This window comes from Massilia frigida (assembly GCF_011682175.1).
Classification (GTDB): domain Bacteria; phylum Pseudomonadota; class Gammaproteobacteria; order Burkholderiales; family Burkholderiaceae_D; genus Telluria_A; species Telluria_A frigida.
Map to the genome: position 1 here is coordinate 14,919 of NZ_WHJG01000027.1, position 20,065 is coordinate 34,983.

A 20,065-nucleotide genomic window follows, 5' to 3' on the forward strand; every position below is an offset into this window, starting at 1 on the left:
TGCGCGGGAACGACGATGTGAGCACCCGTAGCCTTATATCCGTCGTTCCTGCCATTGGCAGAAACGACTTCCCGCGCCAAGGCGGCACTCGGCGGGAACGCATGCGTTCCCCCCAAGTTCCGTGCACCGGCCAAGGATGCAACCGGAATTCCGACCTCCAGCACCCCATCGAGCCTCATCCCAAGCCAACATCGGCGTTTCCGGCTAAAATCAGTCATTACCCTCAATGGAATCGCCCATGAAAATCGCTTTCCTCGCCGATCCGCTGTCCGGCTTCAAGACGTACAAGGATTCGACCTTCGCCATGATGCGCGAGGCGGCCCGGCGCGGCCACGCGGTTTACGCCTTCGAGCAGCGCGACATGGCCCTGGAAGAGGGCGTGGTCAGCGCCGACATCGCCCAGATCACCCTGACCGGCGACGCCGACGACTGGTACCGCGCCGCGCCCAAGGCGGCCATGCGCCTGTCCGAGTTCGACGCCGTCATCCAGCGCAAGGACCCGCCGTTCGACATGGAGTACGTGTACGGCACCTACCTGCTCGAACTGGCCGAAAAACAGGGCGCGCGCATTTTCAACAAGCCGTCCGCGATCCGCGACCACAATGAAAAACTGGCCATCGCCCAGTTCACCGAATTCACCTCGCCCACCCTGGTTACATCGGACGCGGCGCGCCTGCGCGCCTTCCACGCCAAGCACGGCGACGTGATCTTCAAGCCGCTCGACGGCATGGGCGGGGCCGGCATCTTCCGCATCGGCGCCGACGGCATGAACCTAGGCTCGGTGATCGAAACGCTCACGCTCAATGGCGCCCAGACCATCATGGCGCAGCGCTATATTCCGGATATCGTCAAGGGCGACAAGCGCATCCTCGTCATCGATGGCAAGGCGGTGCCGTTCGCGCTGGCGCGCATCCCGCAGGGGACTGAAATTCGCGGCAACCTGGCTGCCGGCGGCATCGGCGTGGCCCAGCCCCTGACCGCGCACGATATCCACATCGCCGAATCGATCGGCCCCTTGCTGGCCGAGCGCGGCCTGTTGCTGGTAGGATTGGATGTGATCGGCGACTTCCTCACCGAAGTCAATGTCACCAGCCCGACCTGCTTCCAGGAGATCACCGACCAGGCAGGCTTCGACGTGGCGGCGATGTTCATCGACGCCGTCGAGCGGCGCAGCAAGGGAAAGTAAGGCAAACATATTATGGTAGGTATTCTGTTGATGACGCATGCACCGCTCGGGCAGGCCTTCGTGGCTGCGGTGGCGCACGTGTTCCGTGGCCCCACCGAGCATTTCGAGGCGATCGACGTCGCCGCCGACCAGGACCTGGCCGAAGTGCACGAGCTGGCGCGCGAAGCGATCTGCCGCCTCGACGACGGCGCCGGCGTGCTGGTGATCACCGACATCAAGGGCGGCACGCCGGCCAACTGCTGCAACTCGCTGGCCGATGCCGGACGCGTGGAAGTCATCGCCGGCATCAGCCTGCCGATGCTGCTGCGCGCGATCACCTACCGGCGCGACACGCTCGACGTGGTGGTGGAGATGGCGCTGGCCGGCGCGCAGAGCGGGGCGGTGCGGGTCGACAATCGTATCAGGGTAGGACCGGCGTAAAAAGCGATTGGGCGGTGGCTGCGGCCACCGGGTGTGCGAATGCAGGATCCGTGTGAAGAGACGACAAAAAAATGATTCAACAAGATCTGGAAATTATCAACAAGCTGGGTTTGCATGCGCGCGCCTCTGCCAAATTCACGCAGCTGGCCGCGAAATTTTCGAGCGATGTCTGGCTCACGCGTAACGCGCGCCGCATCAATGCCAAGTCCATCATGGGCGTGATGATGCTGGCGGCCGGGAAGGGCGCCAAGGTCACCCTGGAAGCCGATGGCGCCGATGAAAAGGAATGTGTCGAGGCGCTCACCGCGCTGATCAACGACAAGTTCGGCGAAGGCGAGTAATGCCGGTCGGACGCACCTCCAGCAGCTTGTCCATGGCATCGTTCACGCTGCACGGCATTCCTGTGTCGCGCGGTATCTCGATCGGCCGCGCGCACCTGCTTACGCCCGCCGCGCTCGACGTCAAGCATTACCTGGTGGCCGAAGAACACCTGGAGGCGGAAGTGCAGCGCCTGCAGAATGCCCTGGCCGAGGTGCATCGCGGCCTGCAGGCGCTGTGGACCGACCTGCCCAAGGATGCGCCGACGGAGCTGGGCGCGTTCATCGACGTGCACGCGCTGATTTTGTCGGACCCGATGATTTCGGAAGCGCCGCTCGACATCATCCGCACGCGCCATTACAACGCCGAGTGGGCGCTGGTGACGCAGATCGACGAATTGTCGGCGCAGTTCGACGAGATCGAAGACCCGTACCTGCGCGAGCGCAAGGCTGACATCCAGCAGGTGGCCGAACGGGTGCTCAAGGTCCTGATGGGCACCGCCCAGCTGGCGCCGGCGCCGCTCACCGACGATCAATTCCAGCCGCAGATGATCGTCGTCGCGCACGATATCTCGCCGGCCGACATGCTGCAGTTCCGCGACCGCTCGTTCATCGGTTTCGTGACCGACGTGGGCGGGCAGAACTCGCACACGGCGATCGTGGCGCGCAGCCTCGATATCCCGGCGGCGGTGGGCATGTCGCAGGCCTCGCAATTGATCGAGCAGGATGACTGGGTGATCATCGACGGCGACGCCGGGGTGGTGATCTGCAATCCGAGCACCCTGGTGCTGGAGCAGTACCGGGCGCGCCAGGCGGCCCAGCTCAAGGCGCGCAAGAAGCTCTCGAAGCTCAAGAAAACCCCGGCGATCACGCGCGACGGCACTGTGATCACGCTGCTGGCCAACATCGAGCTGCCGGACGACTGCCCGCACGCGCTCGAATGCGGGGCCGAAGGCGTGGGCCTGTTCCGTTCCGAGTTCCTGTTCATGGGCCGCAGCGGGCAAGCGCACAAGATTCCGAGCGAGGACGAACAGTTCGAGCAGTACCGCAAGGCGGTGGTGGCGATGAAGGGGCGGCCGGTGACGATCCGCACGCTCGACATCGGCGCCGACAAGCCGCTCGACCAGACCGAGCACACCGCGCTCAATCCCGCGCTGGGACTGCGCGCGATCCGCTATTGCCTGGCCGAGCCGCAGCTGTTCCTGACGCAGTTGCGCGCGATTCTGCGCGCGTCCGCGTTCGGCAAGGTGCGCTTGCTGATCCCGATGCTGTCGCACGTGTTCGAGATCGACCAGTGCCTGGCGATGGTGGAACAGGCCAAGGCGCAGCTGCGCGAGGCGGGGCAGAAGTATGATGTGGCGATCGACGTTGGCGCGATGATCGAGATTCCGGCGGCGGCGCTGGCGCTGCCGATGTTCGTCAAGCGCATGAACTTCCTGTCGATCGGCACCAACGACCTGATTCAGTACACCCTGGCGATCGACCGGGTCGATTACGAAGTGGCGCACTTGTACGATCCGTTGCACCCGGCGATTTTGCAGCTGATCGCGATGACCATCATGGCCGGCAAAAAAGCGGGAATCGACGTGGCGGTGTGCGGCGAGATGGCGGGCGATGTGAAGTTGACGCGCCTGTTGCTGGGCATGGGACTGCGCGAGTTCTCGATGCATCCGGCGCAGCTGCTGTCGGTCAAGCAGGAGATTTTGAATTGCGACCTGACCACCATCACGCCGCACACGCGCAAGATTTTACGCACCACCGAGCCGCATGCGATTGTGGAGGCGGTGCAGCAGTTGCAGGTGATTTGACAGGCGCCCGCTTAGGCCCCTTCGTTCCCGCGAGTCCCCGTCGTTCCCGCGAAGGCGGGAACCCAAGTGCTATCTGGTCAGCGAAATAACTTGGGTTCCCGCCTTCGCGGGAACGACGGACGTAGCGGCATTAACCCATTTTTTCGAATCTCATGTCATCCATTGGAATAGTCTCCCCGCAAGCGATGCGCTTTGCCGAACCGCTGCGGTTGCAGGGCGGTGGTGCGCTGGCCGAGTACACCCTGGTGTACGAAACCTACGGCACCCTCAACGCCGATAAATCAAACGCGGTGCTGGTCTGCCACGCCCTGAACGCTTCCCACCACGTGGCCGGTACCTACGAGGGCGACCCGAAAAACACCGGCTGGTGGAACAATATGGTCGGCCCGGGCAAACCGCTCGACACTGACCGCTTTTTCGTCATCGGCGTCAACAACCTCGGCTCCTGCTTCGGCTCCACCGGCCCGATGCACCTGAACCCCGCCACCGGCAAACCCTATGGCGCCTCCTTCCCGGTGGTGACGGTGGAAGACTGGGTCGCCGCGCAGGCGCGCCTGGCCGACGCCCTCGGCATCGCGCAGTTCGCCGCCGTGATGGGCGGCTCGCTGGGCGGCATGCAGGCGCTCGCGTGGAGCATCATGTTCCCCGACCGCCTGCGCCACTGCGTCGTCATCGCCTCCACGCCCAAGCTGTCGGCGCAAAACATCGCCTTCAACGACGTGGCGCGCCAGGCCATCCTGTCGGACCCGGATTACCACGGCGGCGACTTCTATGCGCACGGCGTGGTGCCCAAGAACGGCCTGCGCGTGGCGCGCATGGTCGGTCACATCACCTACCTGTCGAACGATGACATGGCCGAGAAATTCGGCCGTAAACTGCGTAACGCCGCCGAGAGCAACGACTACAAATTCGACTTCGGCATCGACTTCGAGATCGAGTCCTATCTGCGCTACCAGGGCGACAAATTCTCGGAATACTTCGACGCCAATACCTACCTCCTGATCACCAAGGCGCTCGACTACTTCGACCCGGCGCGCGAATTCGGCGGCTCGCTCACGCGCGCGCTGGCCGGCACCAAGGCCGACTTCTTCGTCGCCTCGTTCACCACCGACTGGCGCTTTTCGCCCGAGCGCTCGCGCGAGATCGTCGAGGCGCTGGTGTGCAACCGGCGCCGCGTGACCTACGCCGAAATCGACGCCCCGCACGGCCACGATGCCTTCCTGCTGGAGGACGAGCGTTACATGAACATGGTGCGCGCTTACTATCAGCGCATCTGGGAAGCCATGCCGGTGAAAGGGCAAGCATGAATTTTGAAGACCTCTCCAGCCTGCGTCCCGACCTGGCGTTCATCGCGCACTGGGTGCCGCAGCAGTCGCACGTGCTCGACGTGGGTTGCGGCGACGGCGCCATGCTGCGCTATCTCCAGAGCGGCAAGGGCTGCACCGGCTACGGCATCGAAATCGCCGACGGCTCGCTGCTGGCCAGCGCGCGGCGCGGCATCAACGTGATCCAGCAAGACATGGAAAAAGGCCTGGGCCTGTTCGGCGATAATTCCTTCGACACGGTGCTGTGCCTGTCGTCGCTGCAGATGATGCAGCACGTCGAGGCGCTGCTGCGCGATATCGTGCGGGTCGGCGCCGAGGCGATTGTCTCCTTTCCCAATTTCGCCTACTGGCCGCACCGCGTGGCGCTGCTCAAGGGCCGCATGCCGGTATCGAAGTCGCTGCCCTACCAGTGGTACGACACCCCCAACGTGCGCTGCGCCACGATTTACGATTTCGAGGAACTTGCGGAAGAATGCGGCCTCGAAGTACTGGAGCGGGTCGCGCTGGCCGACGGCAAGCCGGTTTCCTTCCTGCCCAACCTGCGCGGCAGCCTGGCCGTGTTCCGCCTGCGCAAAAAAACCCAAGCGGCGGTGTGAGCATGGCCGTCAGCCTTATCGTGTGCGACTTTCCGGGATTTCCTGCGATGATGGTGTTATCAAATACACAGCAGGAATTGAAACATGCATAAGATTAAACCCCTTCTCCTTGCCCTGACCTTGGGCGCCTGCACGCTCCTGGCCGGGGCCCAGCCCTTGCCGGCCCCGATCAAAGGCAAGGCGGCCGCGGTGCAGGATGGCATCCAGGTGCGGCCGATGCCGCGCTACCGCGTGCTGGCCTCGGCCGAGAGAATGGATCAGCAGGCGGCGCAGCAATATACGCAGCTGATGGGCCAGGCCCAGCAAAAGGGTGCGCTGGTGCCGGATGACCATCCGCAGGTGGTGCGCCTGCGCACCATCGCCAAACGCATCATTCCGTACGCCACGCGCTGGAATCCGGAAGCCGCCAAATGGAAATGGCAGGTCAATCTGCTCTCGTCCAAGCAAATTAACGCCTTTTGCATGCCGGGTGGACGCATCGCGTTTTTCAGCGGCATCCTCACCACCCTGAACCTGACCGACGATGAAGTGGCCGCCATCATGGGCCACGAAATTTCGCATGCCCTGCGCGAACACGGGCGCGAGCAGATGGTCAAGTCGACCGCGACCAACGTCGGCGCCCGGGTGGGCGGCGCGGTGCTCGCCGCGGTGCTCGGCATCGATCCCGGCATTACCGATACGGTGGCCCAGTATGGCGCGCAGTTCGCCTCGCTCAAATTTTCGCGCGACGACGAACGCGAAGCCGACCTGATCGGCCTGGACCTGGCCGCGCGCGCCGGTTACGACCCGCGCGCCGGCATCATCCTGTGGCAAAAAATGGCGGCGGCGGGCGGCGGGGCGCCGCCGGCGTGGCTGTCGACCCACCCGGGCGGCAAGGAACGCATCCGCCAGATGGAAGAGCACATGAACGTGCTGTTGCCGCTGTATGCGCGCAGCCAGAACACCGCGGTCGCGCAATTGCCGCCGTATCGTAGCAGCGCGTCCAGGTAAATGGGACGCCAGGCCGACGCCAATGCAGTTGTTCCGTTGCCGGTCCGCGATGGCGTCGCGCCCAGTTATTTATGGCTGGACGATAAGCCGCTTGACGGCGCGCTGGCGTTTCTCACGTACCATTTCGCCGACGTGGGCGAGGCGGTCTGGCGCGACCGCATGGCGCGGGGCGAGGTGGTCGACGGCAGCGGCGCGGTGCTCGGCCCCGACAGCGTGCTGCGGCGTGGCATGCGCATCTGGTATTACCGCGAGCTCGATGCCGAGACCCCGATTCCATTCGAGGAAGAAATCCTGTTCCGCGACGACCATCTGCTGGTGGTCGACAAGCCGCATTTCTTGCCGATGACGCCGGGCGGGCGCTTCCTGCATGAAACTTTGCTGGTACGGCTGAAGAGCAAGACCGGCCTGGCCCAGCTGACCCCGATTCACCGGCTCGACCGCGAAACGGCCGGGGTGGTGATGTTTTCGCACCAGGAAGCGACCCGTGGCGCCTACCAGTCGCTGTTCCAGAAACGCAGCGTGCACAAGGTGTACGAAGCGCTGGCCGCGCCCTTGCCCGAGCTCACCTTTCCGCTGGTGCACCGCAGCCGCATGGTCGAGGGAAACCCGTTTTTCCGCATGCAGGAAGTCGACGGCGAGCCGAATTCGGAAAGCGTGATCGATGTGATTGGCGCGCAGGGCGACGCCATGCTGTACCGCCTGCAACCGCATACGGGGCGCAAGCACCAGTTGCGGGTGCACATGGCCGCGCTGGGCGCGCCGATCATCAACGACGCGTTTTATCCCGAGGCGCTGCCGTGCAAGGGCGACGATTTCGCCAACCCGCTCAAGCTGCTGGCGCGCAGCATCGGTTTCGACGACCCCTTGAGCGGCCAGGCGCGCCGTTTCGAGAGCCGGCGCACCCTGTAACTGTCGCGTTCGTACCGCATTCGACGCCGGTTGTGGCGCGGCTTTATCGCGCCGGTTCTGCTTGCATGTAAATCCCGGCCGATGAACGCATCCCCGGCCATTCATGCGCAGGCTGTATGCGCGTCATTCTGGCTGGTGGCACACCGCTTCGATATTATTGCCTTCCGGGTCGATGAGGAAGGCGCCATAGTAATGAGCGTGATAATCCGGGCGCAGGCCTGGGGCACCATTGTCTTTTCCTCCGGCGCTGATCGCCGCATGGTAAAAAGCATCCACTTGCGCACGACTTTCGGCCCGCCACGCCAAGTGACAGCCGGTCGTCGCTGGCGGGCCCCCGTAGGGTGATGGGCCATCGATGAACCATACATCAGCCTTTTTGCCGTCAGGCTCAGAGGAGTCAGGGTAAGCAAACCCCACCATGTTCGCTCCATAGTTGCCTTCAAAGCATACGCTGTAGCCCAGTGGTGCGAGAGCCGCGCTGTAAAACGCTTTAGCGCGACCAATATCGCTAACGCGGAAAGTCATGTGATCAAGCATGGTGAGTCACTCCTGAGGTGGATTTATTGGGTTCGTCCTGCATATATCCACTGTATAGGTATACAGTGGATATTGCAAGAAGCCTAAGCTTGTCCATTCCTCAAGTCCTGCGCTGCGCGTATGCGAGCACGGGCAATCCACGCTCCGCTTCCTGTGCAAGGTGATGGGCGTCAAGACCGATCCCGCATTTCCATTCAAGGGCAGGGCGGCGTAGCGCGAGCGCCCCCCTGCGCTCATGGGCGGTCGATTCCGGCCGAAAGCGGCGTCAAATGCAAGCACCGCCAATCTGAAGCGCGGGGCGCCACAGCTAGCGACGTTCTAGACGCGGTAATCGATGATCAGCGGTGCATGATCCGAAAACCGCTCATCCTTGTAGATGGCCACTTCCTTGGCCTGGGCGGCGATGCCGGGGGTTGCCACGTGATAATCGATGCGCCATCCGACGTTCTTGGCGTAGGCCTGGCCGCGGTTGCTCCACCAGGTGTATTGCTCCGGGCGCTTGTCGATGCCACGGTGTACGTCCACAAAGCCGACTTCATCGAATACGCGCGTCAGCCAGGCGCGCTCTTCCGGCAGGAATCCCGAATTCTTCTTGTTGCCCTTGAAGTTCTTCAGGTCGATTTCATTGTGCGCAATATTCCAGTCGCCGCAAATGACCACTTCGCGGCCTTCGGCGCGCAATTCGAGCAGGTGCGGCAGGAACAATTCCATGAAACGGAACTTGGCTTCCTGGCGTTCCGGCGACGAGGAACCGGATGGGCAGTAAACCGAAATGATGGTCAGGTTGCCGAAATCGCAGCGCACGTAGCGGCCTTCGGCATCGAATTCCGGGCTGCCGAAGCCGATGCGCACGGCGTCCGGCTTGGTGCGGCTGTAGATGCCGGTGCCGGAGTAGCCTTTTTTCTCGGCGTAATGGAAATGGCCGTGATAGCCGCCCGGCGTCAGGAATTCCTCGGTCATGTCGGGCAACTGCGCCTTGAGCTCCTGGACGCAGACAAAATCGGCGGTCTGGGTGGCCATCCAGTTGAAAAAGCCCTTCTTGTGAGCGGAGCGGATCCCGTTCAGGTTCGCGGAAATAATTTTTGGCATGGTTCCAGGGGGTGTGGAGGGTGGCGTAAAATAGCGCCACTTTTCTATATGAACAAATGAGGTCGTCGTGAATAATTTGCGCCAACAGTTTATCGCGTTTTCGGTGTCGGCGGGCGTGTTGCGCTTCGGCGAGTTCAGCACCAAGGCTGGCCGCCTGTCGCCGTATTTCTTCAATGCCGGCCTGTTCCATGACGGCGCCACCCTGGCCCAGCTGGCGCAGTTTTACGCGCAGACCCTGATCGATTCGGGGATCGAGTTCGACATGCTGTTCGGGCCGGCGTACAAGGGCATCACCCTGGCGTCCGCCACGGCGGTGGCGCTGGCGGGCAAGGGGCACAATACCTCGTTCGCCTACAACCGCAAGGAAGCCAAGGACCATGGCGAGGGCGGCACCATTGTCGGCGCCAAGCTGGCGGGCAAGGTCGTGATTATCGACGACGTGATTTCGGCGGGCACGTCGGTGCGCGAATCGGTCGACATGATCCGCGCCGCTGGCGCCGAGCCGTGTGCCGTGCTGATCGCGCTCGACCGCATGGAGCGTTCGGGCAAGGATGGCGAGTTGTCGCCGAGTTCGGCGGTGCAGCAGGTCAGCCAGGAGTTCAATATTCCGGTGGTGTCGATCGGGAACCTGGAGGACTTGTTCACTTACCTGAATGCGGCCGGCGCCGATCCGGAGATGGCGCGGTTCAAGGATGCGGTGTCGGCGTACCGGACGCGCTACGGGGTATAAGGCGTGCGGGCCCGCAGCGCCCTGAGTGCCTTCGTCAGACGGGCTGGTCGGCAGCCCGCTCGCGCTCGGGCGGTGCCGCTTCCGCCGTGCGCCTCTTGCAGGTGAAAATATAGCCGCGCTCGAATTCCTTATCGAAATAGCGACTGTATTTCATTTTCACCATGCCGTGCTCGACGTCATAATCGTCCAGGATGTCATCGAGTTCGTCGTCGTCGGTGTCGATGATGCTGACGTGCGCAATCATCATCCGTTCGGGATTGCTGCACACGGCATAGTATTTATCGACGATATAGCCGATCGCCGCAGGTCCGTGGTCACGATCGGCCCAGTGCGCGGAAACGCTAAGTTCCCATGCTGGCTCTCGCCCGCCCCAAGGCAAAAGCATGGCGAAAAAGGTCAGCTCTCCTTTTTCTTGGGAAATCTCGCGTTCAATTACTGCCAGTTTGTTCAATAAAACCTTCAATTCCTCTTTCATATATTCCTCACTAGAAACGATGCTGAGGCGAGCCTGGCACGGACTTCTTTAGGCACAGCCCCGGATGGCCGATACCTTTCTTCTGCTGACCATTTACTGACATTCGACCAGTGGGAGTTATATTTGGTTCGCACTTTTTCCTGGCAACCGGTCAGGTCGAGCAGTATTTCAAGATCGTGCGTGCGAAGTGATGTCAAGCCTTCGAACTCTTCGCGATTCGGGATACCCATTCCAACGCAAGTTGACGCAAATTCTTGCTTTCAGAATCAGTTCGACGGCATACCCGCTCAGGTAGGCTGCCCCGTCGAACTGTTGTGCGATCAGGAGAGCGGTGGCCTCGTGCAGACGCGTGCGAGAGAGCTTTTCGAGTTCAGCGATGGTGAGCATGATGGGTGGTCGGGAGGATAGGCTCCAACTAGTCTGACCGGGAAAAACGAACGCTTCCCTGCGCCTTCTCAATCGCGCTCAGCTCTGCGGTAAATCCTGCTCAGTACCGGCCGAACCCGCCAGTGCCTGCTCGCGGCAAATCCGGTCGACCGTTTTCAGCAGCACCGGCATGCGGTGCGGCCCGCGCATGGCAGCGATGTGTTCCTTGGCCTCTGCCAGCTCAAGCCCGATGCAGGTGATGAACAACGGCTTGATGCTATCGCCGCGCAGCAGTTTGTAGTCGTCGCCGATGCCGGCATACGCCGTTTTTGCCACGCCGATGACCTTGGCCTTGCCGTCCAGCGCATCGTAAAGGTGCTTGCCCAAGCCCGCGTGTGAATGTCCGTCGAGGAACACGAAGCCGTCGATGACGACGACCTCGGGAAGCTGGCCGAGTTCCCCCAGCAGGGCCAGGATGCACGGCAGCTCGCGCTTGTAGAATTCCCCCGGAACATACTCGCCGACGCCGGCCTGCTGTTTGCTGACCGTCGCCACTGGCGCCACGTCATCCCAGCGCGCGAACAGCAAGCCGGCGGCGTAGCCGCAATCGGCATCGTATTGCACGTCGACTGCTAATATCATCGGGCATTTCTCCTTGGGGACAACGAAGCCGGCCGTCAATATCGCTGAACCGGGGTCTGACCCCGGTTGAGTAACATGGACGGCCGGCATGGATGCGAGCGTTGGCGCAGTGCCTGGGGCGGGTATCAGCCTGCCAGTTTTTTCTTGAGCAGCTCGGTCAGCTCGGCCGGGTTGGCCTTGCCTTTCGATGCCTTCATGGCCTGGCCGATCAGCGCGTTGATGGCCGCTTCCTTGCCGGCACGGTATTGCTCGACCGATTTGGCGTTGGCTGCCAGCACGTCGTCGACAATTTTTTCCAGTGCGCCGCTGTCGGACATGGTCACCAGGTCTTTTTCCTTGATGACGACATCGGCGATGTTTTCATCGTTCGATTTGGCTTCCCACATACCCGCAAACACTTCCTTGGCGCTCTTGTTGGAAATCGTGCCGTCGGCGATGCGCTTGATCATCACGGCCAGTTGCGACGCTTCCACCGGCGAATCGGCGATGTCGACGTTTTCGCGGTTCAGGGTCGAGGCCACGTCGCCCATCAGCCAGTTGGCCACGGTCTTGGCTTGCTCTTTGCCGGTCTTGGCGACCACGGCCTCGAAGTACGCCGCCATCTCTTTCGACGAGGTCAGGAACAGGCTGTCGTATTCCGGCAAGCCGTAGTCGCCCGCGAAGCGCGCGCGCATGGCGGCCGGCAGTTCCGGCATGTCGGCCTTGACGCGCGCGATCCACTCGTCGGAAATGAGCAGTGGCGGCAAGTCCGGATCGGGGAAGTAGCGGTAATCCTGGGCGTCTTCCTTCAGGCGCATCACCGTGGTTTTCTTGGCTTCCGGATCCCACAGCACCGTCGCTTGCTGCACTTTGCCGCCATCTTCGATCAGCTCGATCTGGCGCCGTACTTCATACGCGATCGCTTCTTCCATGAAGCGGAAGGAGTTCAGGTTCTTGATCTCGCAGCGCGTGCCCAGTTCGGTCGTACCAAACGGCCGCACCGAGACGTTGACGTCGCAGCGGAACGAGCCTTCCTGCATGTTGCCGTCGCACACACCCAGCCACACGACCAGGGTATGCAGCGCCTTGGCATATGCCACCGCTTCGGCCGCGCTGCGCATTTCCGGCTCCGAGACGATTTCCAGCAGCGGCGTGCCGGCGCGGTTCAGGTCGATGCCGGTCATGCCGGCGTAGTCTTCGTGCAGCGACTTGCCGGCGTCTTCTTCCAGGTGGGCGCGCGTCAGGTTGACGGTCTTGGTCTGGAACTGGCCATCTTTTTCAAAGCCGAAGGTGATCTTGCCGCCGATGACGACCGGATCGGCGAACTGGCTGATCTGGTAACCCTTGGGCAAATCCGGGTAAAAGTAGTTCTTGCGTGCAAACACCGATTCCGCTGCCACCTTGGCGTCCACCGCCAGGCCGAAGCGGATCGCGCGTTCCACCGCGCCGCGGTTCATCACCGGCAGCACGCCCGGCAACGCCAGGTCGACCGGGCTGGCCTGGGTGTTCGGCTCGGCGCCGAACTGAATCGAACTGCCGCTGAAAATCTTGGAGTTGGTCGTGAGTTGCACGTGGTTCTCAAGACCGATGACGACTTCCCATTGCATAGTGTTCTCTTTTCTTGTCAGGTTGCCGGTGCGCATGCGCACCCGGCGAAATCAGATGCCGGCCGGCGCGCGGGTGTGCCAGTCGGTGGCCAACTGGTACTGGTGGGCAATATTGAGCAGCTTGGCTTCGGCAAAGTAATTGCCGATGATTTGCAGGCCCACCGGGCGCTTGCTGTTTTTCTCGCCCTGGCCGAAGCCGCACGGCACCGACATGCCGGGCAAGCCGGCCAGGCTGGTCGACAGGGTAAAGATGTCGGCCAGGTAGTTGGCCACCGGGTCGTTGGTCTTGTCGCCCAGGTCCCAGGCGACGGTCGGCGCGACCGGGCCCATGATGACGTCGCAGGTCTTGCCCAGCGCGGCCTGGAAGTCGTCGGCGATCAGGCGCCGGATCTTCTGGGCTTGCAGGTAGTAGGCGTCATAGTAGCCGTGGCACAGCACATAGGTGCCGACCAGGATGCGGCGCTGCACTTCCGGGCCGAAGCCTTCGGCGCGCGACTTGCGGTACATCTCTTCCAGGTCCTTGTACTCGCTGGCGCGGTGGCCGTAGCGCACGCCATCGAAGCGCGACAGGTTGGACGAGGCTTCGGCCGGGGCGATGATGTAGTAAACCGGGATCGACAGTGCCGTCTTCGGCAGCGAAATGTCAACCAGGGTCGCGCCCAGTTTCACAAATTCGTCGAGCGCGGCGCGTACCGCCTGTTCGACGTCGGCCGCCAGGCCTTCGCCGAAGTATTCTTTTGGCAAACCGATGCGCAAGCCCTTGAGGGGCGCGTTCAGGTCGCGCGTGAAGTCTTCGCGCACATTGCCCTGTTCGGCGCTCAGGCTGGTCGAGTCGCGCGGGTCGAAGCCGACCATCTCGTTCAGTAACATGGCGCAGTCTTCGGCGCTCTGGGCGATCGGGCCGCCCTGGTCGAGCGAGGAGGCGAAGGCGATCATGCCGAAGCGCGATACGCGGCCATAGGTCGGCTTGATGCCGGTGACGCCGCAAAACGCGGCCGGCTGGCGGATCGAGCCGCCGGTATCGGTGGCGGTGGCGGCCGGCGCCAGGCGCGCCGCAATCGCCGCGGCCGAGCCGCCCGAGGAGCCGCCCGGCACGGCCAGGGTGTCCCACGGATTCTTGACGGCGCCGAAGGCCGAGTTTTCGTTCGACGAGCCCATCGCGAATTCGTCGCAATTGAGCTTGCCCAGGGTGACCATGCCGGCGTGCCTGAATTTGTCGACCACGGTGGCATCGAACGGACTGGTGTAGTTGCCCAGCATCCTGGAGCCGGCGGTCGAGCGCCAGCCCTTGGTGACGAAAATATCCTTGTGCGCGATCGGAATGCCGGCCAGCGGACCGGCATTGCCGGACGCGAGAAGCAGATCGGCAGCTTTGGCTTGTTCAAGCGACAAGGCTTCGTCGACTTGCAGGAAGGCGTTCAGGTCGCTCGCCTTGGCGCGTTGCAGGAAGTGGGTGGTCAGCTCGGTGGCTGAAACCTGTTTCGCGTGCAGGAGCGCGGACAGCTGTTGAAGGGTGTTTGTATGCATGGCGGGTGCTCGGCTGACGTAATTGCTCGGTTTGCTCGGTAAACGGTGGCGCGCTCGGCGCCGCCCGGACGAAGAGGGTGGGCGACCGTTATTCGATCACTTGCGGCACCAGATACAGGCCGTCCTGGGTCTTCGGCGCCGGTGCCTGGTAGGCTTCACGGGCGTTTTCCTCGGTCACGACATCGTCGCGCAGGCGCAGCGGCAGCTTGCCCAGGATGGCGGCCAGCGGGTGCGACAGCGGCTCCACGCCGCGCGTGTCGACGTCCTTCATCTGCTCGGCCAGGGCGAAAATGCCGTTCAATTCCACCAGGGCGGTCGCGGCGTGGGCCTCGTCCATCTCGAGCTGGGCCAGTTTGGCGATACGTACAACTTCTGAAAGTGTCAGGGACATGGAATTTGCGCGGCGCGGGCCGCGTTCAAAATAGTGTGGACGAATAGTGAAGTTTCGATAACAGAGCGCTAAAGCCGATAAAAGCTTCCTAAAGGCCCTGATCTCACAGGGGGAATAGGCGCGCAAAACACCGGTTTTTCAGCATTTAACGCGCAAATTATAAGGTAGAATGGCGGGCTAATGCGTTGTCGGCGCCGAATAGGAGTGGCCGCAGCATGCAAACGGCCGTGCCGGTGCGGGAAGGTAGCGCGCGGCGGCTGTTTATTTCGTAGCGTTTTTCTACTCATTTTAATGCTTACGCGCAGCCCGTTGCGCATCAGGACACTCATGTTTGGTTTTTTACGCAGCTACTTTTCCAGCGATCTGGCCATTGACCTCGGTACGGCGAACACCTTGATTTATGTACGTGGCGAAGGCATCGTCCTGGACGAACCCTCCGTTGTTGCGATCCGCCAGGAAGGCGGCCCGAACGGCAAGAAAACGATCCAGGCGGTCGGCAAACAGGCAAAGCAAATGCTCGGCAAGGTTCCGGGCAATATCGAGGCGATCCGCCCGATGAAAGACGGCGTGATCGCCGACTTCACCGTCACCGAACAGATGCTCAAGCAGTTCATCCGCATGGTGCACAACACCAAGGTATTCCGTCCTTCCCCCCGTATCATCATTTGCGTTCCCTGCGGTTCCACCCAGGTCGAGCGGCGCGCGATCCGCGAATCGGCGCTCGGCGCCGGCGCCTCCCAAGTGTACCTGATCGAAGAACCGATGGCCGCGGCCATCGGCGCCGGCCTGCCGGTGTCGGAAGCGACCGGCTCGATGGTGGTCGACATCGGCGGCGGCACCACCGAAGTGGGCATCATTTCGCTGGGCGGCATGGTCTACAAGGGTTCGGTACGGGTGGGCGGCGACAAGTTCGACGAAGCCATCGTCAACTACATCCGCCGCAACTACGGCATGCTGATCGGCGAACAGACGGCCGAAGCCATCAAGAAGGCCATCGGTTCGGCCTTCCCCGGTTCGGAAGTGAAGGAAATGGAAGTCAAGGGCCGCAACCTGTCCGAAGGCATCCCGCGTTCGTTTACCATCTCGTCCAACGAGATCCTCGAAGCGCTGACCGACCCGCTCAATAACATCGTCTCGGCCGTCAAGAACGCGCTTGAGCAGACCCCGCCGGAACTGGGCGCCGACATTGCCGAAAAAGGCATGATGCTCACCGGCGGCGGCGCCCTGCTGCGCGACCTCGACCGCCTGCTGATGGAAGAAACCGGCCTGCCGGTGCTGGTGGCCGAAGACCCGCTGACCTGCGTGGTGCGCGGCTCCGGCATGGCGCTCGAGCGGATGGACAAACTCGGCTCGATCTTCTCGTACGAGTAAGCCCGGGCGCGCCGCCCAGGCGAGCCGCGTGTGCGCGCTTGCACTGCCGGCGCGGCCGGCGTACCGTTCAGATCTTCGGCTTGCAATGCGTTGTACAACCAGGGACAGACCCGGTCGGACAATGCATGCAAGCCGCAGGTCTGACCCCCGTGCCGCAGCGGGACAGGCTCTTAGCACCGATTATTGGATTTCATGGAATACAGTCCTCCGCCACTCTTCAAGCAAGGCGCCCCTGCCCGGGTCAAGGTGACGGTGTTCGCGTTTATTTCGATCGTGCTGCTGATGGTCGATGCCCGCATCCAAGCGCTGGCAACGATGCGCCAGGTGGCCGGCACCATCCTCTATCCGCTGCAAAAGGCGGCCCTGATGCCGCGCGACGCGCTGGCCGAGATGGGCAGCTATTTCTCTTCCATTTCCTCGCTCAAGCAGGAAGTGCGCGACCTCAAGATCGCCCAGGTCGCCGTCGCCGAAAAACTCCAGCAAGCCCAGCTCCAGAGCGCCGAAAACGCCCAGTTGCGCAAACTGATGGGCGCGCGCGAGCATGTGCCGGTCAAGACCATGCTCAGCGAGATCCTGTACGACGCGCGCGACAGTTCCACCCGCAAGATCGTGCTCGACCGCGGCACCCGGCAAGGCGTGGCGCTCGGCCAGCCGGTGATCGATAACGCCGGCGTGGTCGGCCAGGTCACGCGCGTATTCCCGTTCACCGCCGAAGTGACGCTGCTGACCGACCGCGAACAGGCCATTCCCGTGCAGGTGCTGAGAAATGGCTTGCGCAGCGTGGCCTATGGGCGCGGCCAGTCCGGCACCCTCGACCTGCGCTTCGTGGCGCCGAACGCCGACATCCAGGTCGGCGACGTGCTGATCACCTCGGGCCTGGACGGGGTTTACCCGGCCGGGCTGGCCGTGGCCAAGGTCACCAAGGTCGAGAACAGCGCCGCCGGCGCCTTTGGCGGCGTGGTGTGCCAGCCGCTGGCCGGCATCGACCGCAACCGCCATGTGCTGATCCTGACCACGCTGCCGCAAGTACCGGCCCGCCCGCCTGAAGAGCCGCCGGTGCCGTCCAAGAAGCACCTTCCCAAGATGACACCGATCAAAGAGGGGGCTGTCCCGATTGCCGCCGACGCGCCGAAAGTGCCGGCGCCGGTGGCGCCGGCCGCCAAGACGCCGGCCACGCCGGCCCGCGCGCCGGCACCGGCGCTTCCCGCGCCAGCCGGCGCGGCGCGCCCGGTGAGCGCCGCGGCCGTGCCGGCACCGGCCGCACCCGCGCCCGCACCCAAGGAAGACCGATGAACCGCCCGCACTACATCCTGCTGCCCGTCAGTCCGCTGTTCATTACCTTCAGCCTGACCTGCGCCTTCATGCTCAATCTGCTGCCCTGGGGGCACTGGATCGGCGCGCCCGACTTCGTGGCGCTGTTCCTGGTCTTCTGGGGCATCCACCAGCCGCGCAAGGTCGGCATCGGCGTCGCCTTTTTCATGGGCCTGCTGATGGACGTGCACGACGCGACCCTGCTCGGCGAGAACGCGCTGGCCTATACGCTGCTATCCTACCTGGCCATCATGATTCACCGGCGCGTGCTGTGGTTTCCGGTGCTGACCCAGGCGCTGCACGTGTTTCCGCTGCTGCTCGCCACCCAGGCCATCCAGGTCATCGTGCGCGTGGTCGTCTCGGGCAAATTCCCCGGCTGGATGTACTTCATCGAGAGCGTGGTGGGCATCGCACTGTGGCCCGTGATTACCTGGATGCTGCTCGCGCCGCAGCGGCGCGCCGTCGACCGCGACCATACGCGCCCGATCTGATGGTGCGGCTGCGTCATGACTGAAATAACCAATAACGACCGCGAAATCCACCTGTTTCGCCTGCGCGTGGCGGCGCTGATCGCGCTCGTCTTCGTCTGCTTCGGCGCGCTGGCGGCGCGTCTGGTGTACCTGCAGGTGGTCAAGCACGACGATTTTGCGGCGCTGGCCGAAGACAACCGCATCGCCATCGTGCCGATCGTGCCCAACCGCGGCCTGATCGTCGACCGCAAGGGCGTAGTCCTGGCGCGCAACTACTCTGCCTACACGCTCGAAATCACCCAATCCAAGCTGCGCGCAACGCTCGATTCGGTGATCGACGAGTTGTCGACGCTGATCGAGATCGAGCCCAAGGACCGCAAGCGCTTCAAGACCCTGCTGGCCGAGTCGAAAAATTTCGAGAGCGTGCCGCTGCGCACCCGCCTGACCGACGACGAAGTGGCGCGCTTCGCCGCCCAGCGCTTCCGTTTTCCCGGGGTCGAGGTGCAGGCGCGCCTGTTCCGCCAGTACCCGCTGGGTGAAACCGCCTCGCACGTGATCGGCTATATCGGCCGCATCAACCAGAAGGAAGCCAAGGAGCTCGAAGAGCGGCCCGACAAGGCGAACTACAACGGCACCGACCATATCGGCAAGGAAGGGCTGGAAAAGAGCTACGAAGCGCAGCTGCACGGGCGCACCGGCTACCAGAAGATCATCCGCACCGCCAGCGGGCGCGCGGTCAGCATCCTGTCGCGCACGGAAGCGACCGCCGGCAGCAACCTGATTCTGTCGATCGACATCGAACTGCAAAAGATCATCGAGGAAGCCTTCGGCGAGTACCGCGGCGCGCTGGTCGCCATCGAACCGGAGACGGGCGACATCCTGGCCTACGTGTCGCGTCCCGGGTTCGATCCGAACCTGTTCGTCGACGGCATCGACACCCAGAGCTGGAACGAACTCAATACCTCGCTCGACCGCCCGCTGATGAACCGCCCGCTGCAGGGCACCTATCCGCCCGGATCGACCTTCAAGCCGTTCATGGCGCTGGCCGCGCTGGAACTGGGCAAGCGCACGCAGAACCACACGATTTCCGACGCCGGCTATTTCACCCTGGGCGGCCACACCTGGAAGGATGACAAGGTGGGCGGGCACGGCATGGTCAGCCTGACCGATTCGATCATCGTCTCGTGCAATACCTACTATTACCAGCTCGGCAACGATCTCGGCATCGATGCGATCCACGACTTCATGAAACCGTTCGGTTTCGGCCAGAAGACCGGGATCGACCTGGAGAACGAAAAAATTGGCGTGCTGCCGTCGAAAGACTGGAAGCGGGCGCGCTTCGCCAAAAACAAATTGATGCAGACCTGGGTCGGCGGCGACACCGTCAATATCGCCATCGGGCAGGGCTTCAACAGCTTCACCATCCTGCAGCTATCGCACGCAGTGGCCAACCTGGCCAACAACGGCGTGGTCATGAAGCCGCACCTGGTCAAGATTGTCGAAGACAGCAGCACGCGCGCGCGCGCCCTGACGGTGCCGAAGGAAAGCGCGCGCATCCGGCTAAGCCAGGGCAACATCGATTTCATCAAGCGCGCCATGGTCGGGGTGTCCGAGCGCGGCACCGGCAAGACCGCGTTTGCGAACGCCGGCTACATCGCCGCCGGCAAGACCGGCACCTCGCAAGCGGTCGGCCTGCGCCGCGGCGAAAAATACAACGCCAAGAACGTCAACGAGCGCCTGCGCGACAACTCGCTGTACATCACCTTCGCGCCGGCCGACAAGCCGCGCATCGCGCTGGCCCTGATCGTCGAAAACGCCGGCTTCGGCGGCGCTGTGGCGGCGCCGATCGCGCGCAAGGCGCTCGACTACTACCTGCTGGGCAAGCGCCCGGCGGGCAAGGATGGCACCAAGGTGCCCAAGGAAGACGTGGAACTGCTGCCGCTGGAAGAACTGAAGACCGATTCGGCCACCGAAATGCCATACAAGCCGGGCGCCGAAACGCCGGCACCGAAGGAGTGA

At 63.0% G+C, this 20,065-nt stretch carries 20 protein-coding genes; 13 read left to right on the plus strand and 7 right to left on the minus strand.

The genetic code is table 11. The features are described 5' to 3' along the window. Positions 1-238 precede the first annotated feature (238 nt). The 8 genes from gshB (at position 239) to F2P44_RS22605 (ending at position 7,551) form a co-directional block, all read left to right on the plus strand. Positions 239-1,186, plus strand: a complete 948-nt coding sequence (gene gshB, locus F2P44_RS22570; RefSeq protein ID WP_167089569.1) for a glutathione synthase — start codon at positions 239-241, stop codon at positions 1,184-1,186. Between the two features lie 12 nt (positions 1,187-1,198). Continuing rightward, positions 1,199-1,606 (plus strand): PTS sugar transporter subunit IIA, encoded by a 408-nt coding sequence (locus F2P44_RS22575; protein WP_167089571.1) that lies wholly within the window; start codon positions 1,199-1,201, stop codon positions 1,604-1,606. Between the two features lie 71 nt (positions 1,607-1,677). Next, entirely contained in the window at positions 1,678-1,947 is a 270-nt protein-coding gene (locus F2P44_RS22580; RefSeq protein ID WP_166882345.1) for an HPr family phosphocarrier protein, read from the plus strand. 32 nt (positions 1,948-1,979) lie between these two features. Then, positions 1,980-3,731, plus strand: a complete 1,752-nt coding sequence (ptsP, locus tag F2P44_RS22585) for a phosphoenolpyruvate--protein phosphotransferase (RefSeq protein ID WP_167089710.1) — start codon at positions 1,980-1,982, stop codon at positions 3,729-3,731. A gap of 185 nt (positions 3,732-3,916) precedes the next feature. Further along, a complete protein-coding gene (gene metX / locus F2P44_RS22590; protein WP_229423697.1) occupies positions 3,917-5,038 on the plus strand; it encodes a homoserine O-succinyltransferase MetX in 1,122 nt (373 codons plus the stop codon). Next, positions 5,035-5,652 carry a methionine biosynthesis protein MetW gene (metW, locus tag F2P44_RS22595; protein WP_167089575.1) on the plus strand — a complete coding sequence of 206 codons (618 nt, stop codon included), beginning with the start codon at positions 5,035-5,037 and terminating at the stop codon, positions 5,650-5,652. Before metX ends, metW begins: the two co-directional genes overlap by 4 nt. Before the next feature lie 84 nt (positions 5,653-5,736). Then, positions 5,737-6,642, plus strand: coding sequence for a M48 family metallopeptidase (locus F2P44_RS22600; RefSeq protein ID WP_167089576.1), 906 nt, complete (start codon positions 5,737-5,739; stop codon positions 6,640-6,642). Further along, positions 6,643-7,551: an RluA family pseudouridine synthase gene (locus F2P44_RS22605; protein ID WP_167089578.1), complete on the plus strand. Its 909-nt coding sequence runs from the start codon at positions 6,643-6,645 to the stop codon at positions 7,549-7,551. Positions 7,552-7,674: 123 nt separating this feature from the next. Here F2P44_RS22605 and F2P44_RS22610 read toward each other — a convergent pair whose 3' ends face one another. Further along, on the minus strand, positions 7,675-8,088 hold the full coding sequence (locus tag F2P44_RS22610; RefSeq protein ID WP_167089580.1) for a VOC family protein: 414 nt from the start codon (positions 8,086-8,088) through the stop codon (positions 7,675-7,677). 318 nt (positions 8,089-8,406) lie between these two features. Continuing rightward, positions 8,407-9,177 (minus strand): exodeoxyribonuclease III, encoded by a 771-nt coding sequence (locus F2P44_RS22615; protein WP_167089582.1) that lies wholly within the window; start codon positions 9,175-9,177, stop codon positions 8,407-8,409. Positions 9,178-9,244: 67 nt separating this feature from the next. Here F2P44_RS22615 and pyrE point away from each other — a divergent pair, with 67 nt between their 5' ends. After that, the gene (pyrE, locus tag F2P44_RS22620) at positions 9,245-9,907 is read left to right on the plus strand and encodes an orotate phosphoribosyltransferase (RefSeq protein WP_167089584.1); all 663 of its coding nucleotides are present in this window, start codon (positions 9,245-9,247) and stop codon (positions 9,905-9,907) included. A 34-nt stretch (positions 9,908-9,941) separates the two neighbouring features. Here the strand turns inward: pyrE and F2P44_RS22625 are convergent, their stop codons facing one another. From F2P44_RS22625 to gatC, 5 genes are all read right to left on the minus strand, one after another. Then, a complete protein-coding gene (locus tag F2P44_RS22625) occupies positions 9,942-10,382 on the minus strand; it encodes a hypothetical protein (RefSeq protein WP_167089586.1) in 441 nt (146 codons plus the stop codon). 465 nt (positions 10,383-10,847) lie between these two features. Beyond that, positions 10,848-11,390 carry an endonuclease V gene (locus F2P44_RS22630; RefSeq protein WP_167089588.1) on the minus strand — a complete coding sequence of 181 codons (543 nt, stop codon included), beginning with the start codon at positions 11,388-11,390 and terminating at the stop codon, positions 10,848-10,850. 125 nt (positions 11,391-11,515) lie between these two features. Next, complete coding sequence (gene gatB / locus F2P44_RS22635) at positions 11,516-12,976, minus strand: Asp-tRNA(Asn)/Glu-tRNA(Gln) amidotransferase subunit GatB (protein ID WP_167089590.1); 1,461 nt, start codon at positions 12,974-12,976, stop codon at positions 11,516-11,518. Positions 12,977-13,027: 51 nt separating this feature from the next. After that, on the minus strand, positions 13,028-14,503 hold the full coding sequence (gene gatA / locus F2P44_RS22640; protein WP_167089592.1) for an Asp-tRNA(Asn)/Glu-tRNA(Gln) amidotransferase subunit GatA: 1,476 nt from the start codon (positions 14,501-14,503) through the stop codon (positions 13,028-13,030). Positions 14,504-14,591: 88 nt separating this feature from the next. Then, on the minus strand, positions 14,592-14,894 hold the full coding sequence (gatC, locus tag F2P44_RS22645; RefSeq protein WP_167089594.1) for an Asp-tRNA(Asn)/Glu-tRNA(Gln) amidotransferase subunit GatC: 303 nt from the start codon (positions 14,892-14,894) through the stop codon (positions 14,592-14,594). A 327-nt stretch (positions 14,895-15,221) separates the two neighbouring features. Between gatC and F2P44_RS22650 the strand changes: the two genes are divergently transcribed. The 4 genes from F2P44_RS22650 to mrdA all read left to right on the plus strand — a co-directional run bounded on the left by F2P44_RS22650 (position 15,222) and on the right by mrdA (position 20,065). Next, positions 15,222-16,265, plus strand: a complete 1,044-nt coding sequence (locus F2P44_RS22650) for a rod shape-determining protein (protein WP_099874231.1) — start codon at positions 15,222-15,224, stop codon at positions 16,263-16,265. Between the two features lie 192 nt (positions 16,266-16,457). Next, complete coding sequence (gene mreC / locus F2P44_RS22655; protein ID WP_167089596.1) at positions 16,458-17,558, plus strand: rod shape-determining protein MreC; 1,101 nt, start codon at positions 16,458-16,460, stop codon at positions 17,556-17,558. Continuing rightward, positions 17,555-18,067 (plus strand): rod shape-determining protein MreD, encoded by a 513-nt coding sequence (gene mreD / locus F2P44_RS22660; RefSeq protein ID WP_167089598.1) that lies wholly within the window; start codon positions 17,555-17,557, stop codon positions 18,065-18,067. Before mreC ends, mreD begins: the two co-directional genes overlap by 4 nt. Positions 18,068-18,082: 15 nt before the next feature. Further along, on the plus strand, positions 18,083-20,065 hold the full coding sequence (gene mrdA, locus F2P44_RS22665) for a penicillin-binding protein 2 (protein ID WP_167089600.1): 1,983 nt from the start codon (positions 18,083-18,085) through the stop codon (positions 20,063-20,065).

Excerpts from the sequence above, each read along its gene's own strand:
- gshB (WP_167089569.1), top strand. The coding sequence starts at position 239 with ATGAAAATCGCTTTCCTCGCCGATCCGCTGTCCGGCTTCAAGACGTAC.
- F2P44_RS22575 (WP_167089571.1), top strand. The coding sequence starts at position 1,199 with ATGGTAGGTATTCTGTTGATGACGCATGCACCGCTCGGGCAGGCCTTC.
- F2P44_RS22580 (WP_166882345.1), top strand. The coding sequence starts at position 1,678 with ATGATTCAACAAGATCTGGAAATTATCAACAAGCTGGGTTTGCATGCG.
- ptsP (WP_167089710.1), top strand. The coding sequence starts at position 1,980 with ATGGCATCGTTCACGCTGCACGGCATTCCTGTGTCGCGCGGTATCTCG.
- metX (WP_229423697.1), top strand. The coding sequence starts at position 3,917 with ATGCGCTTTGCCGAACCGCTGCGGTTGCAGGGCGGTGGTGCGCTGGCC.
- metW (WP_167089575.1), top strand. The coding sequence starts at position 5,035 with ATGAATTTTGAAGACCTCTCCAGCCTGCGTCCCGACCTGGCGTTCATC.
- F2P44_RS22600 (WP_167089576.1), top strand. The coding sequence starts at position 5,737 with ATGCATAAGATTAAACCCCTTCTCCTTGCCCTGACCTTGGGCGCCTGC.
- F2P44_RS22605 (WP_167089578.1), top strand. The coding sequence starts at position 6,643 with ATGGGACGCCAGGCCGACGCCAATGCAGTTGTTCCGTTGCCGGTCCGC.
- F2P44_RS22610 (WP_167089580.1), bottom strand. The coding sequence starts at position 8,088 with ATGCTTGATCACATGACTTTCCGCGTTAGCGATATTGGTCGCGCTAAA.
- F2P44_RS22615 (WP_167089582.1), bottom strand. The coding sequence starts at position 9,177 with ATGCCAAAAATTATTTCCGCGAACCTGAACGGGATCCGCTCCGCTCAC.
- F2P44_RS22625 (WP_167089586.1), bottom strand. The coding sequence starts at position 10,382 with ATGAAAGAGGAATTGAAGGTTTTATTGAACAAACTGGCAGTAATTGAA.
- F2P44_RS22630 (WP_167089588.1), bottom strand. The coding sequence starts at position 11,390 with ATGATATTAGCAGTCGACGTGCAATACGATGCCGATTGCGGCTACGCC.
- gatB (WP_167089590.1), bottom strand. The coding sequence starts at position 12,976 with ATGCAATGGGAAGTCGTCATCGGTCTTGAGAACCACGTGCAACTCACG.
- gatA (WP_167089592.1), bottom strand. The coding sequence starts at position 14,503 with ATGCATACAAACACCCTTCAACAGCTGTCCGCGCTCCTGCACGCGAAA.
- gatC (WP_167089594.1), bottom strand. The coding sequence starts at position 14,894 with ATGTCCCTGACACTTTCAGAAGTTGTACGTATCGCCAAACTGGCCCAG.
- F2P44_RS22650 (WP_099874231.1), top strand. The coding sequence starts at position 15,222 with ATGTTTGGTTTTTTACGCAGCTACTTTTCCAGCGATCTGGCCATTGAC.
- mreC (WP_167089596.1), top strand. The coding sequence starts at position 16,458 with ATGGAATACAGTCCTCCGCCACTCTTCAAGCAAGGCGCCCCTGCCCGG.
- mreD (WP_167089598.1), top strand. The coding sequence starts at position 17,555 with ATGAACCGCCCGCACTACATCCTGCTGCCCGTCAGTCCGCTGTTCATT.
- mrdA (WP_167089600.1), top strand. The coding sequence starts at position 18,083 with ATGACTGAAATAACCAATAACGACCGCGAAATCCACCTGTTTCGCCTG.